Origin of the sequence: Kribbella sp. DT2, assembly GCF_049844575.1 — a bacterium.
In the GTDB taxonomy this organism is placed as follows: domain Bacteria; phylum Actinomycetota; class Actinomycetes; order Propionibacteriales; family Kribbellaceae; genus Kribbella.
Genome location: NZ_JBNCLH010000003.1, coordinates 63,241 through 76,476 on the forward strand (window position 1 = coordinate 63,241; position 13,236 = coordinate 76,476).

The window sequence follows — 13,236 nt, forward strand, 5'->3', positions numbered from 1 at the left end:
GAACTGGTTGACGTGCGGCGGCCCCTGCCGGTTCGCGGCCGCGGCGGCTACCGGGGCAAAATCGTCAGAAAGTATGATCACGCGTTCGCGTGCAGGGCTTCGTTGAGCGTGATGCCCTCACCCTGCCGCGGCCGCGCCTCGACGGCACCGGTGACCGAGTTGCGCAGGTAGAGCAGACCCGGCCGGCCGGACAGCTCACGCGCCTTGACCACGGCGCCGTCCGGCAGCGTCACCTTGGTGCCGGCCGTCACGTACAGCCCCGCCTCGACCACGCAGTCGTCGCCGAGCGAGATGCCGATCCCGCCGTTCGCGCCGAGCAGGCAGCGCTTGCCGATCGAGACGACCTGCGTGCCACCGCCGGACAGCGTGCCCATGATCGACGCGCCGGCGCCGATGTCGCTGCCGTCGTCGACCACCACACCGGCCACGATCCGGCCCTCGACCATCGAGGTGCCCAGGGTGCCGGCGTTGAAGTTCACGAAACCCTCGTGCATCACGGTGGTGCCCTCGGCCAGGTGCGCGCCCAGGCGGACCCGGTCCGCATCGCCGATCCGGACCCCGGACGGCACGACGTAGTCGGTCATCCGGGGGAACTTGTCGACACTGGTGACCGACAGGTGCAGGCCCGCGGCCCGCGCGCGCAGCCGGACCTGCTCGACCTGGTCGACCGGGACCGGGCCGTGCGACGTCCAGGCGTTGTTCGGCAGGGCGCCGAAGATGCCGTCCAGGTTGACGCCGTGCGGGCGGACCAGACGGTGCGACAGCAGGTGCAGCCGCAGGTAGGCGTCCGCCGTACCGTCTGGGGCGGCGTCCAGCGCGATCTCGGCCTTGACCACCTCACGACGGACCTTGCGCAGGTCGTCGTTGCCCTCGGCAGCGATCAGCTCGGCCGGCGCCTTCGCGTCCGCCGGCGCGGTGCCCAGTGCGGGCGCCGGGTACCAGACGTCGAGCACCGAGCCCGACTCGGTGACGGTGGCGAGGCCGTAGCCCCAGGCGTGCGCGGCAGTCTCAGTCATGCGGCAAGCCTGCCAGACGGCGCGGGCGCGTTCTAATTGGTACGCACAGTGCGGACAGGGCGTGCTTCACTGACTGGTCTGAGAAGGGGGTTTACGGGCGTGCAGCCGGTGTGGATCGAGGCCGTCGAACCGGCCGTGCTGAAGGCGACCGGGGCACCGGCGCTGGATGAGGTGAGCGGCGACCGGTTGCGGTACTGGGGGTCGTCGGAGGTCTGGCGGCTGTCGTACGGGCTGCGCAGCGTGATCGTCAAGCGGGGGAGTGACGCGCAGAGCACCGAAGGTATGGCGTACGAGCAGTACGTGCGGCCGTTGCGGCTGCCGGCTCCGGAGCTGATCGAGCTGGTGCGGCTGGACGGGGCGGTGCTGCTGGTGATGGAGGATGTCGGCTGGGTGACGCTGGAGCAGGAGCCGAGCCTGGACGGGTTCCTGGCGGCGATCGCGCTGCTGGCGGAGATCCGGTCGGTGGAGGTCGACGGTCCGAGCGAGTTCGGCGCCGGCCGATTGGCGGAGCTCGCGGCTGAGGTTTCATCCGGTCGCCAAGGTTGGGTCGAGGACTCGGCGCTCGGGTCCTCCGCCGACCTGGTTGAGCGGGTCGAGACCCGGCTGCGGCCCGCGGTGGACGAGCTGCACCGACTGGTGCGGCCGGCGGTGGTGCACGGCGACTACGTCGGCAAGAACCTCGTCACCGACGGCAAGCGCTGGACGCCGGTCGACTGGCCGCTGACCTACCTGGCGCCGCAGCTGCCCGACCTCTACACGCTCACCCGCGAAGCCGTTGCCCTCGGCCACGATCGCGACGGGCTCGTCGCCCGGTACTGCGAGGCCGCCGAGGCGGACCGTGACCTGGTCGAGCGCCAGGTGCTGATCGGCGGCTGCGGCTTCACGCTGCGCGCGCTGGCCTGGGTGATCGAGGAAGGCGTGCACACCGTGCCGTCGTCGAAGACCTGGATCGACCCGCTGCTCGAAGAACTCGATGGTCTGCTGGAGCAACTGTGAGACTGCTCGTACTCGGCGGCACCAAGAACCTCGGCCGCCACGTCGTCGAAGCCGCCCTGCGCGACGGCCACGAGGTCACCCTCTTCAACCGCGGACTGACCAATCCCGGTCTCTTCCCGGAGGCCGAGTGGATCGCGGGGGAGCGCGCGGCGCCCGGCGTACTGGCTGAGGGTGAGTGGGACGGCGTGATCGACATGTCCGGCTTCCTCGTCCGGGACATGCGGCTCAGCGCTGACGTGCTGCGCGACCGGGTCGGGCACTACACGTTCATGTCCACGATCGGCGTGTACGCCGACCAGCGGACGCCGGGCCAGACCGAGGACGCGGAGTTGTTGCCCTGGCCAACCGATGCGCCGGAGGCCGTCTTCTCGATGGACCTCTACGGCCCGTCCAAGGTCCGCGCCGAGCGGCTCCTGACCGACCTGTACGGCGAACGCACGGCCGCGATCCGCTCCGGTTTCGTGGTCGGCCCGTACACCCCCGACTTCGGCAACTGGGGACAGGCGATCGCGTCGATGGGCACGCTCGAGTGCGCGGCGCGGCCCGAGCAGCCGATCCAGTGGCTGGATGCGCGGGACCTGGCCGACTTCCTGCTGCTGGTCACGTCGCGGCGGCTGGCCGGGCCGTTCACCGCCGTGAGCGAGACGTGGACGATGCGGGACCTGGCCGAGGCGTGGCGGTCCGTCGTACCGGCTGAGCTGGGGGTGGACTGGGAGCCGGAGGTCGACCGCTTCCACCTGCCGCGCGACGGCTCGAACGACGGCACCTTCCAGCTCGACAACTCGCGCGCTGTCGCTGCTGGGCTGCGCGTGCGGCCGCCGTCGGCGAGCGCGCTGGACTGCGTCCGCTGGATCCGCGCCGGCAACATCCCGCCGCCACCGCCGCACTAACTTCTCTTCACCTCATGTATCTTGATGTCGAGAGATATGGAGGAAAAGATGAGCGGCTTCAGCCTCTGGCGCATTGCTGTGCCTGCGTTCGGTCCGACGGTGCTGAACGCTGTGGGGCAAGGTGCTGTTCTGCCGGTGGTGGCGCTGTCGGCGCTCCAACTGGGCGCCTCCGTCGGCTTCGCGGCCTTCCTCGTCGGCGTGCTCGGCATCGGCCAGTTCGCCGGTTCGCTGCCGGCCGGCGCGCTCGTCGTGCGGATCGGTGAACGCCGCGCACTCCTCGTCGCGGCCGTCGTCAGCGCGGTCGCGTGGTGCACCGCGATGATCGTCCGTACGCCGTGGCTGCTCGGCCTCAGCCTCCTGGTCGCGGGCCTGGCCGGCGCCGTGTTCAGCCTGGCCCGCCAGTCGTACGTCACCGAAGTCGTCCCCGTCGAGCTCCGCGCCCGCGCGCTGTCCACCCTCGGCGGCGTCAGCCGGATCGGCCTCTTCATCGGCCCGTTCCTCGGCGCCTTCGCCGGTCACCACTGGGGCATGACCGGCGCGTACGGCGTGGGCGTGGCCGGCTCGGTCGGCGCGATCGTCGTCCTGCTCACCGCGGGCGAACCCCAAGGCGCCCACGAACCCCTCCAGGTCGAACGCCTACCCCTCAAACAGGTCCTCTGGGATCACCGCCGCACGTTCCTCACCCTGGGCACCGGCGTCTTCGTCATCGCCGTCGCCCGAGCCGCCCGCACCAGCCTGATTCCCTTGTGGGGCGAGCACCTGGGCCTGTCCGCGACCGACACCTCGATCGTCTTCGGCATCACCAACGGCATCGAGATGCTGCTCTTCTACCCGGCCGGCGTCATCATGGACCGCCTCGGCAGGGTCTGGATCGCCGTCCCCGCCACAGTCCTCCTGGGCATCGGCATGCTCACCCTGCCCCTCTCCACCGCCTTCACCGGCATCCTCGCCGTAGGCACGTTGATGGCCGTAGGCAACGGCCTGGGCTCCGGCATCGTCAAGACCCTAGGAGCCGACGCCGCCCCCGCCGGCCACCGCGCCCAGTTCCTGGCCGGCTGGACCTTCTGCGCCGAGTTCGGCTCAGGCATCGGCCCGGTCCTCATCGGCGCCATCACCCTGGCGTTCCCCCTGGCCGCCGCCTCCGTAGCCCTAGGAGCCCTAACCCTCACCGGCAGCACCTGGCTCGCCAAGTGGGTCCCAACCTTCGACCCCCGTCACCAGAAGAAGTCCCTGTCCCAGGCCAGCTGAAAGCACTCCACGTGGCCAGGCAACGGTCGGTCAAGTGCGAACTGGTACCGACCGACAGGAGGTCACCCCGCCAGTTACGCCGCGCAGGTCCGATCCAGGCGCGAAGGCGAGGCCGAGAACGCCGGCAGGCCGTAGACCTCCTGTCGGTCGGTACCACCAACCCGCCGAACTGACTTGAGCCGCGGCCGAGCGGTGACCTGATTCCCACCTTGTGCACGGCTCAGCCGTGTATGGGCTGTCGTGATAACTGGCCCGCGCACAAAGTGCGTCAGTGGCGGAGAGCTGCTCAGTTCTTCTTTTGCGGGTTCTTAGGAGCCGATGTCGCGCGGATGTGGAGCTCGGTGCGGAGGGTGACCGTTGACGGGGGGCGGCCGGGGGCGGCGATTCGGTCCTTGAGGAGGAGGCCCGCGGTGCGGCCGAGTTCGTACGTCGGTTGGGCGACGGTGGTGAGGCTCGGGACGACGAGGTCGGCCCAGGGGATGTCGTCGAAGCCTACGACGGCGATGTCGTCGGGGGCGCGGACGCCCTTCTTGGCCAGGCATTCGAGGGCGCCGACGGTCATCAGGTTGTTGGTGACGAAGAGGGCCTCGGGTGGTTCTGGGAGTTCGAGCAGGCTTTCCATCGCGGCGTAGCCGCCGGCCTCGCGGAAGTCGGCGTGGCGGACCAGGTCCTTGTCGTAGCGGATGCCGCCGGCGCGCAGGGCGGCGCGGTAGCCGGCGAGGCGGTCCATCGCCGTACTGACGCGGCGGGGGCCGGTGATGCAAGCGATCCTCGAATAGCCGCCGTCGATCAGGTGCTTCACGCCCTCGGCGGCGCCGTGCTCGTTGTCGACCAGGACGGTGTCGGCCTCGACGCCCTCGACGCGGCGGTCGATCAGCACCATCGGGGTCTTCGCGTCGGCCAGCTGCTGCACGCCCTCGGCGGTCGACGTCGGCGAGATCACCACGCCGGCCATCTGCTCGGTCAGCACCGCACCGGCGTACGCGGCTTCCTTGGCCGGGTCCTCGTCGGAGTTGCACAGGACGACGTGGTAGCCCTCGGTCTGCGCGACGTCCTCGAGCCCGCGCACCAGCGAGGTGAAGAACGGGTTCTCGATGTCGGAGATCACCACGGCCCACAGGTTCGTGCTGGCCCGGCGCAGGTTCCGCGCGACGCCGTTCGGCCGGTAGCCGAGCTCGGCGACGGCGGCGCGGACCTTCTCCGACAGCTCCGGGTCCACGTTGCGCCGCCCGCTCAGCACCCGCGAGACGGTGGCCGGGGACACGCCTGATCTACGCGCGACGTCGTAGATCGTCGTCATGCTCACTCCCCGTTCAACCCGAAGCTGCCGTCTGGACGGCATCTAGAGTCTCACGGGTTGGGTGGAGCGGCGGCGAACGACGGCGAATCGATGTCCGAGCCGTCGAGCAAAGCAGCGGCGGACGCCCGCGAAGGAGCCGAAGCAGCAGCTCCGTTCACAGTCGTCGACAGCGCCCCGGCAGCATTCGCAAGCCGTACGGCGTCCGCCAGTGAAGCCCCCTCGGCCAGCGACGCCGCGAGCGATCCGCAGAACGCGTCCCCGGCCCCGACCGTGTCCACCGTGTCGACCCGGTGCGGCGCCACCCGCAGCTCGACCCCCGCGGACCGATCCAGCACGTAGGCCCCGCGCGATCCCAACGTCACCACGCACCCGCGCAGATCCCACTCGTCGACCAGCCGACGCGCGATCACCGGCACCTGCGACTCGTCGTCGCAGTCGAGCCCGGTCAGCGCCGCGGCCTCGACCTCGTTCGGGACCAGGATGTCGACGTACGCCGCCAGCGACGGATCGACCGGCCCGACCGGTGCCGGCGTCAGGATCGTGGTGACGCCCGCGGCCGAGGCGAGCCGGAGGGCAGCGCGGCTCGCCTCGACCGGGAGCTCGAGCTGGACGCTCAGCACCCGGCTGCCGGTCAGCAGCTCGCCGGCGGCCTCGATGTCGTCCGGGGTGATCGCCGCGTTCGCGCGGGACACGATGATGATCGAGTTGCTCCCGTCGGGCAGCACCAGAGGAAGCCCGACGCCCGTGCCGAGTGACGGGTGCCGGATCACCCAATCGGTGTCGACGCCGTCGGTCTTCAGCAGCTCCAGGAACTCCTCGCCGTACCGGTCGTCGCCGATCGTGCCGACGATCGCCGTCCGCGCGCCCATCCGGGCCGCGGCGATCGCCTGGTTCACGCCCTTGCCGCCGAGGAACTCCGCGAACCCCGTGCCGTGCAAGGTCTCCCCGGGCAGCGGCCGCCGTTCGGCGCTCGCGACCAGGTCCTTCATGAACGACCCGAGCACGCACACGTCGTACCCGCTCATGCCTGCTCCCCGTCGAGCAGTCGCCGGCCGAGCGCACCCGACGGGTGGAAGCGCGCGAAGTCGTGGTGCGTGAACTCCCGCAGTACGACGAGCGCGCACGCGAGCGCGTCACCCATCACCAGCGCGGCGGTGGTCGACGCGGTCGGTGCGAGGTTCAACGGGTCGGCCTCACGCAGGACCATCGTGTCCAGCGTGTACGTCGCCAGCTGGGCGAGCGTGGACTCCTCGGCGCCGGTCATCGCGATCACCGGGATCTGCCGCTCGGCCAGCATCCGCGCGAACGCGCACACCTCGGCCGTCTCGCCCGACGCCGACAAGGCGAGCACGAGATCGCGTGAGGTGACCGCGCCCGAGTCGCCGTGCAGCGCGTCGCCGGAGTGGATGAAGGTCGCGGGAGTTCCCGTCGAGGCCAGCGTCGCGGCGATCTTGCGACCGACCAGCCCGGACTTGCCGAGCCCGGTGACGACCAGGTGCCCTTCGCACGCGGCCACGGCGGTCAGTACGTCGAGAAAGACCCCGTCCAACCGGTCCGCCAGGGCGGAGACGGCCGCGGCCTCGGTCTCGATCGCCGTCCGCGCCGCCGCCAGCCCTCGCGTGACCAGGTCACGAGGAAGCTCGGCGGTGGGGCGGTCCGCACGGTTCGGCACTACTGGCATCCTCGACCCGCTTTCCGGTCTCATGTCAGAAATCGATTTCCGAAGCGTAGGCAGCGGGTCGCGACGGTGTCAACGTCTACATCCTGTGCAAAACAAGGCCAACCACCATGTCCGGTCAAAGTTGTGGCCGTCACCCTCTTGACCGTTCCGGTGACCGCTCGTAGATTGCGAGAAATCGATTGCCCGTTCCCGGAGCGCTACCCCCTGGAGCTTCAGATGCCCGCACATCCCTCCCCGCACAGGCCGATCAGCCGGCGTTCCGTCCTGCGCGGTGGTCTCGGCGCCCTGGCCGCAGCCGGTTTCGGCGGCCCCCTGCTGACCGCGTGCGGAGGTGACGGCGGCAGCGGTGGCGACGGCAAGGAGATGTCGTTCTGGAACTTCTACGGCCCCTCCGACGACGGTGGAGCGCAGTCGAAGTGGTTCGTGGACGTCGCGGAGCAGTGGAACGCCAACAACGACGTCAAGGTCAAGCTCCGGTACTTCCCCGGCCGCGACTACCAGAACGGCACCACGCTGCAGACGGCGTTCCAGTCCGGCGAGGGCCCGGACATCTTCCTGATCAGCCCCGGTGACTTCCTCCGGTACGCGAACGGCGGCGTGCTGCAGGACCTGTCCGGTTCGCTGACCGGCGAGGCCAAGAACGACTACCTGCCGGGGCTGCTGGACGCCCGGTCGGTCGACGGCAAGGTCTACGGACTGCCGATGGAGGTCGAGCCGCTGGCGATGTACTACAGCGAGGCCGCCTTCACCAAAGCCGGCCTGTCCGAGGCCGATCTGCCCAAGACCTGGGAGCAGACCCTCGACGTCGCCCAGAAGCTGACCGGCAAGAGCCAGAACGGCGTGATGTTCGAGACGCTGCCCGGCTACTACCAGAACTTCACCTGGTACCCGTTCCTCTGGCAGGGCGACGGCTCGGTGATCACCGACGGCAAGGTCACGTTCGACTCTCCGGCGGCTGCCAACGCGCTCAAGTTCTGGCAGGACACGATCAACAACAAGGTGGCCCCGCGCAAGGTGCTCGGCACCGGCGGCGGCGATGTCGTGGCCAACCTCGGTTCCGGGGCCGTCGCGCTGCAGCAGAGCGGGATCTGGGCGGTCGCGGACATGACCGCCCAGGCCAAGAACTTCAAGTACGGCATTATCCCGCTGCCGACGCCGGACGGTGGCAAGCCGGCCACCGACCTCGGCGGCTGGGCGTTCGTGGCCAACTCCAAGGGCAAGAACCCCGAGGCCGCGGCCAAGTTCATCACCTGGGCGCTCGCTTCGACCGATGCCGAGGGCGTCGAGCGTCAGCGGCAGTGGAACACCGTGGTCAAGACCAACGTGCCGCCGCGCAAGTCGGTGCAGCAGGCCGCGGACGCCAAGGGCTCGTTCGAGTCCGGCGTCCTGAAGACGTTCGCCGAGCAGGTCGCGCCGACCGGCAAGCCGGAGCCCCGATTCCCACCGGAGGTCTACCAGCCGATCGCGGACGCGATCCAGGCCTGTCAGCTGAACAACGCCGACCCGGCCAAGGCGGCCGCCGACGCCGCCCAGAAGATCGACACCTTCCTGCAGACCTACCAGGGCGCCCCCATCATCTGATGACTTCCACCACCAGAACTCCCACGTCCGCCTCGTCCGGGCCGCCGGCCCGGCCCTCCTCGGGGCGACGGTCCGGAGGACGGCGCGACCGTCCCGCGATGACCAAGCGCCGCCGCGAAGCGCTGGCCGCGTACGCCTTCCTGACCCCGGACGTGCTCGGCCTGCTCGTGTTCGTCGCGGTGCCGATGCTGCTGGCCTTCGGAGTGGCGTTCTTCAAGGTCGACGGCTTCGGCAACTACCAGTTCAACGGCCTCGGCAACTACCGGCTGATGGCCGGCGACGAGCAACTGCTGAAGTCCCTGCGCATCACCGCGATCTACGTCCTGGCGTTCGTCCCGATCGCCTTCGTGGTCAGCTTCGGCCTGGCGATGCTGGTCCGCAACACGTTCCGCGGCATCGGCTGGGTGCGGTCGGCGTTCTTCCTGCCGCACGTGGTCAGTCTGGTCGTGGTGGCACTGATCTGGCAGTTCCTGCTGGTCGACAAGCGTGGTGCCGTCTCGACCCTGCTCGGGCCGCTCGGTCTGGGGGACGTGTCCTTCCTCGGCACGCCCTCACTTGCCCTCGGCACCTATGTGGTGATCAGCGTGTGGTTCGTGATGGGCTACCAGATGCTGGTGTTCCTGGCCGGCCTCAAGGACGTGCCGAAGGAGCTGGAGGAGGCCGCGGAGATCGACGGCGCCGGCGCCTGGCAACGGTTCCGGTACGTGATCTGGCCGTTGCTCAGGCCCACCAGCTTCTTCGTCGTGGTCAACTCGACGATCGGCGCGGTCACCGGGCTGCAGGCCTTCGACCTGGTCTTCGTCCTGACCAAGGGCGGTCCGGCCCGCTCCACCAGCACGGTCGTGCTCTACATCTACGAGCAGGCCTTCACCTTCAACAACATCGGGTACGCCGCCGCGCTGACCACCGTGGTCGTCGCGCTGCTGGTGGTCTGCACCGGCCTGATGTTCGGCGTCACCCGAGGAGGCCGTTTCGATGAAGACTAGGTTCGCCGTCCCCGTCCTGGCCCACGTGCTCGCGCTGATCGTGATGGCGCCGCTGCTGTGGGTCGTGATCAGTGCCCTGCGACCTGCCTCCGACGTCTTCACCTTCGGCTGGCCGAAGAACTGGACGCTGGAGAACCTGCGCTACGTGCTGTTCGAGATCCCGATGCCGCTGTTCCTGATGAACAGCGCGATCGTGTCGATCGTCGTGACGGTGGTGGCGCTGTTCTTCCACTCGATGGCCGCCTACGCGCTGGCCCGGCTGCGTTTCCCGGGCCGGGCCTTCCTGTTCTCCGGCATCATGTCGACGCTGCTGGTGTCACTGCCGGTGATCCTGGTCCCGCTGTTCCTGGTGGCCAAGCAGCTGAACCTGCTGGACAGCTACGCCGGGCTGATCGTGCCGAGCATCTTCCACGCCTTCGGCATCTTCCTGCTGCGCCAGTACTACCTGAACATTCCCAAGGAGCTCGAGGAAGCCGCCGATCTGGACGGCTGCGGGTACTGGCGGCGGTACTGGAGTGTCATCCTCCCGCTCAGCCGACCGATCCTGGCCTCGTTGTCGGTGCTGTTCTTCCTGGCCAACTGGAACGCGTTCCTGTGGCCACTGACCATCACCCGCAACCCCGATCTCCGGGTGATCCAGCTCGGCATGTCCGGCCTGCAGGGCCAGTACGCCGCCGCCTGGAACCTCGTCCTGGCCGCCGCGGTGATCGCGGCGATTCCCACCGTCGTCGTCTTCGTCCTCGGCCAGAAGCGCCTGGTCGACGCGATGAAGACGTCTGGTCTCAAGTAGGAGCCTGTCGTGAAGCGCGCCATGTTGCTTGCCGTCCTGCCGTTGGCCTTCGGGTCGGTCGCCGTACTGACGGCTTCCTCGGGGGACGTCGGGTCTCCTGCCAGTGGTTCTGAGAGCACCCACGTCGGTACGGCGACGGTCGAGACGACCGGGCAGGCCAGTCCGAGTGACGGTGACCTGTGGCCGTCGTGCTGGGCCGGGAACGGCGAGCTGTACTCCGCGAACGGTGACGGCAAGGGGTTCAGCCTGGACGCGGAGTTCTCCGACATCGCGGTCAGCGAGATCAAGGGGCAGCCGGGCTCGTTGACGGGTGCGACTGTTGCCCGCGGCGACCAGGTCGGGCAGATCTGGAGCGGTGCGGGGTACAACCGGAAGCCGACCGGGATGGTCTGCGTCGGCGACACGATGTACCTGGCCGCGCAGGACCTCGCGCTCGACTTCAACGACGTACCGGCGGCGACGATTCTGAAGTCGGTGGACCGTGGCCGGACCTGGACGTGGGACAAGCGCAAGCCGATGTTCGGCGACCACGTGTTCACGACGATCTGGTTCGCGGACTTCGGCCAGGGCGGGGCCGCGGCGCCGGACGGGTACGTGTACGCGTACGGGCTGGACGGGAACTGGCGGGACTCCTTCGACGACACGGTCGCTGATCCGCAGAGCGTGTTCCTGGCCCGCGTACCCAAGAAGAAGGTGCAGGACCGAAAGGCCTGGGAGTTCTTTGCTGGTAGCAACGACCGTGGGAAGCCGGAGTGGTCGCGAAAGGCGCCGACCGGCGGCCGGTGCTGACCGATCAGCGGCGGCTCTACCAGCAGACGTACGGGACCAACGCGAGCAACCTGTCGGTGATCAGTCAGGGCGGTACGACGTACCTGCCGCAGCAGAAGCGCTACGTCTACACCTCGTGGACCGAGTACACCTTCGAGTTCTACGAGTCGCCGACGCCGTGGGGGCCGTGGAAGCACTTCCTGTCGAAGGACTTCGGCGGGTACCCGTGGTCGACGTCCAAGTACGGCGGGTACGGCGTGACGATCCCGTCGAAGTTCCTCCAGCCGGACGGCAAGACGATGTACCTGCAGGCGAACGTCTGCCCGTGCGGCGGTGGTGGGATCGGGACGTCGGTCTACAACTTCAACCTGCGCAAGCTGGTGCTGACGCCTGCGGTTGGTGGGTCTTCTCCGGATCTGCCGGGGTCCGCGAACCTGGCGACGCCTGGTTCTGGGGCTGTAGCTGTTTCCAAGTCTGTGCGATCCGGGAAGCTTGCCCTGCTCAACGACGGCCTGCTGACCGGCAGTGATACCGACTTCGACGACGAGGTGAAGGGGGCTTCGTGGTGGGGCTACACGTGGCCCTCGCAGCACAAGGTGAATCGGGTCGAGTTCACGTCGGGCGCGGTGTCGGCCGAGGGTGGGTTCTTCACCGGGCGGCCTCGGGTGCAGGTGAAGCGCGACGGTTCATGGGTCGAGGTCGGCGCGCAGACCGTGAGCCCGGCGTACCCGGGTGATGTTTCTGCGGGTGCTCAGAAGACGTACACGCTGACGTTCCCGGCGGTGGAGACCGACGGGGTGCGGGTGATCGGGTTGCCAGGTGGGACGCGGAGCTACACGTCGGTCGCCGAGGTCGCCGTGCGGTACGCCGTACAGGTGGCTGATGGTGGCTTTGAGGGGATCGGCGGTGGGAAGCCTGCTTGGTTGTTCGAAGGCACTGCCGCGAACGGGGTGGATCGGGGACTTGGGTTTGCGCACTCCGGGGCGAACAACGGGTGGATCCGGACGTCGGGGACGGGGTTCAGCGCGCTGACGCAGAAGGTGCCGGTGCAGCCGGGCGCGACCTACACGTTCGGGTCGTGGATCAACGCGTCGGAGGCGCTGCCGGCCGGGCAAGGCCGCTTCGGCGTTCGGCTCGGGACCGACGGGTCCAAGGTGCTCGGCGAGAAGACGTTCGGGGCGTCCACCGGGTATGTGCATCACGAGGTGACGGTGAAGGTGCCGGCCGGGGTGCACGAGGTCACCCTGTACGCCGGGTTCGACGCGCCCGGGACCGACACCTTCATCCAGGTGGACGACTTCACCGTCGGTTAGGGCCAGGGCTGCAGCTCCGGGAGGTCTCCGGTGAGGGGACCTCGGGGCTGCCGGCCTGCCATCCACGCGGTGAGGTCGGTGAGCTTGCCTTCGATCGTCAGCTTGTCGCCGTCGCCGTGGGCCCAGCGGACACCCGGGGCCTGCAGGACCAGGCGGTTGCCCTCGGGGACGCGCGGGCGGAGGAAGGCGAGCAGGTGCATGCAGAAATCCTGCGACCAGTCGTCGGTGGTGTAGCTCAGATCGAGGTCCGCGGCGTGGATGTCGACCTCGCGCCAGGCGTTGAGGACCGTGTCGGCGAGCTTGCCGTTGCGGTGGCGGATCGGGCGCGACCAGTCGTCGACGCGCTCCCAGGCTGCGACCAGGTTCCCCAGCGCTTCGGTGATGTGCCCGGTCAGCTCGTCGACGGGCTTCGCCGCATCGCTCTCGATCGCCGCGTTCCGGGCCGGCGGGCCGCCGTCGTACATGTCGACCTGGCGGCCCTCCAGGGCCTCGGTCACCTGCCGCGTCATCGCGTCGCCGAAGTTCCCGATGTGGGCGAGCAGGTGCGCGCGCGACCAGCCCGGCAGCGCCGACGGTTCGCGAGCGTTGTCCTCGTCGACCTCGGTGAGCAGCACGTTCAACCGCTGCACGGCGGCCGGGACCTCGGGTTTCAGCATGACGCTCCTAA

General features: G+C 69.1%; 13 protein-coding genes. 8 read left to right on the forward strand and 5 right to left on the reverse strand.

Annotated features, from left to right (window positions below; genetic code table 11):
* Positions 1-77: 77 nt before the first annotated feature.
* The gene (dapD, locus tag ACLQ2O_RS13795) at positions 78-1,016 is read right to left on the reverse strand and encodes a 2,3,4,5-tetrahydropyridine-2,6-dicarboxylate N-succinyltransferase (RefSeq protein WP_425831077.1); all 939 of its coding nucleotides are present in this window, start codon (positions 1,014-1,016) and stop codon (positions 78-80) included.
* Between the two features lie 99 nt (positions 1,017-1,115).
* On the opposite strand from dapD, the gene ACLQ2O_RS13800 reads away from it, so the two are divergent.
* The 3 genes from ACLQ2O_RS13800 to ACLQ2O_RS13810 are packed head-to-tail and all read left to right on the forward strand — an operon-like array spanning position 1,116 to position 4,150.
* Positions 1,116-2,012, forward strand: coding sequence for a phosphotransferase family protein (locus tag ACLQ2O_RS13800; protein ID WP_425831079.1), 897 nt, complete (start codon positions 1,116-1,118; stop codon positions 2,010-2,012).
* A complete protein-coding gene (locus ACLQ2O_RS13805; protein WP_425831081.1) occupies positions 2,009-2,902 on the forward strand; it encodes an NAD-dependent dehydratase in 894 nt (297 codons plus the stop codon). Before ACLQ2O_RS13800 ends, ACLQ2O_RS13805 begins: the two co-directional genes overlap by 4 nt.
* A gap of 48 nt (positions 2,903-2,950) precedes the next feature.
* Positions 2,951-4,150, forward strand: coding sequence for an MFS transporter (locus tag ACLQ2O_RS13810; RefSeq protein ID WP_425831083.1), 1,200 nt, complete (start codon positions 2,951-2,953; stop codon positions 4,148-4,150).
* Between the two features lie 286 nt (positions 4,151-4,436).
* On the opposite strand, the gene ACLQ2O_RS13815 is transcribed toward ACLQ2O_RS13810, so the two are convergent.
* From ACLQ2O_RS13815 to ACLQ2O_RS13825, 3 genes are read right to left on the reverse strand one after another with little or no spacing between them, the layout of a single operon-like run.
* Entirely contained in the window at positions 4,437-5,492 is a 1,056-nt protein-coding gene (locus tag ACLQ2O_RS13815; RefSeq protein ID WP_425831085.1) for a LacI family DNA-binding transcriptional regulator, read from the reverse strand.
* Between the two features lie 8 nt (positions 5,493-5,500).
* The gene (locus ACLQ2O_RS13820) at positions 5,501-6,475 is read right to left on the reverse strand and encodes a ribokinase (protein ID WP_425831087.1); all 975 of its coding nucleotides are present in this window, start codon (positions 6,473-6,475) and stop codon (positions 5,501-5,503) included.
* Positions 6,472-7,122, reverse strand: coding sequence for a KpsF/GutQ family sugar-phosphate isomerase (locus ACLQ2O_RS13825; RefSeq protein ID WP_425831089.1), 651 nt, complete (start codon positions 7,120-7,122; stop codon positions 6,472-6,474). Before ACLQ2O_RS13825 ends, ACLQ2O_RS13820 begins: the two co-directional genes overlap by 4 nt.
* Positions 7,123-7,347: 225 nt before the next feature.
* Between ACLQ2O_RS13825 and ACLQ2O_RS13830 the strand changes: the two genes are divergently transcribed.
* The 5 genes from ACLQ2O_RS13830 to ACLQ2O_RS13850 all read left to right on the forward strand — a co-directional run bounded on the left by ACLQ2O_RS13830 (position 7,348) and on the right by ACLQ2O_RS13850 (position 12,569).
* Positions 7,348-8,712: an ABC transporter substrate-binding protein gene (locus tag ACLQ2O_RS13830; RefSeq protein ID WP_425831091.1), complete on the forward strand. Its 1,365-nt coding sequence runs from the start codon at positions 7,348-7,350 to the stop codon at positions 8,710-8,712.
* Positions 8,713-8,810: 98 nt separating this feature from the next.
* On the forward strand, positions 8,811-9,698 hold the full coding sequence (locus ACLQ2O_RS13835; RefSeq protein ID WP_425831093.1) for a carbohydrate ABC transporter permease: 888 nt from the start codon (positions 8,811-8,813) through the stop codon (positions 9,696-9,698).
* Positions 9,688-10,488: a carbohydrate ABC transporter permease gene (locus ACLQ2O_RS13840; protein ID WP_425831095.1), complete on the forward strand. Its 801-nt coding sequence runs from the start codon at positions 9,688-9,690 to the stop codon at positions 10,486-10,488. The genes ACLQ2O_RS13835 and ACLQ2O_RS13840 overlap by 11 nt, the downstream gene beginning before the upstream one ends.
* Positions 10,489-10,497: 9 nt before the next feature.
* Complete coding sequence (locus ACLQ2O_RS13845; protein WP_425831097.1) at positions 10,498-11,277, forward strand: DUF4185 domain-containing protein; 780 nt, start codon at positions 10,498-10,500, stop codon at positions 11,275-11,277.
* Positions 11,241-12,569, forward strand: a complete 1,329-nt coding sequence (locus ACLQ2O_RS13850) for a hypothetical protein (RefSeq protein ID WP_425831099.1) — start codon at positions 11,241-11,243, stop codon at positions 12,567-12,569. Before ACLQ2O_RS13845 ends, ACLQ2O_RS13850 begins: the two co-directional genes overlap by 37 nt.
* Here the strand turns inward: ACLQ2O_RS13850 and ACLQ2O_RS13855 are convergent.
* Entirely contained in the window at positions 12,566-13,225 is a 660-nt protein-coding gene (locus ACLQ2O_RS13855) for a maleylpyruvate isomerase family mycothiol-dependent enzyme (protein WP_425831101.1), read from the reverse strand. The two genes, ACLQ2O_RS13850 and ACLQ2O_RS13855, sit on opposite strands and share 4 nt — an antisense overlap.
* Between the last annotated feature and the right edge of the window lie 11 nt (positions 13,226-13,236).

What these genes read in the sequence shown, in the direction of transcription:
- dapD (WP_425831077.1), bottom strand. Translation starts at nt 1,016, where the DNA reads ATGACTGAGACTGCCGCGCACGCCTGGGGCTACGGCCTCGCCACCGTC.
- ACLQ2O_RS13810 (WP_425831083.1), top strand. Translation starts at nt 2,951, where the DNA reads ATGAGCGGCTTCAGCCTCTGGCGCATTGCTGTGCCTGCGTTCGGTCCG.
- ACLQ2O_RS13840 (WP_425831095.1), top strand. Translation starts at nt 9,688, where the DNA reads ATGAAGACTAGGTTCGCCGTCCCCGTCCTGGCCCACGTGCTCGCGCTG.
- ACLQ2O_RS13815 (WP_425831085.1), bottom strand. Translation starts at nt 5,492, where the DNA reads ATGCCGTCCAGACGGCAGCTTCGGGTTGAACGGGGAGTGAGCATGACG.
- ACLQ2O_RS13855 (WP_425831101.1), bottom strand. Translation starts at nt 13,225, where the DNA reads ATGCTGAAACCCGAGGTCCCGGCCGCCGTGCAGCGGTTGAACGTGCTG.
- ACLQ2O_RS13820 (WP_425831087.1), bottom strand. Translation starts at nt 6,475, where the DNA reads ATGAGCGGGTACGACGTGTGCGTGCTCGGGTCGTTCATGAAGGACCTG.
- ACLQ2O_RS13835 (WP_425831093.1), top strand. Translation starts at nt 8,811, where the DNA reads ATGACCAAGCGCCGCCGCGAAGCGCTGGCCGCGTACGCCTTCCTGACC.
- ACLQ2O_RS13830 (WP_425831091.1), top strand. Translation starts at nt 7,348, where the DNA reads ATGCCCGCACATCCCTCCCCGCACAGGCCGATCAGCCGGCGTTCCGTC.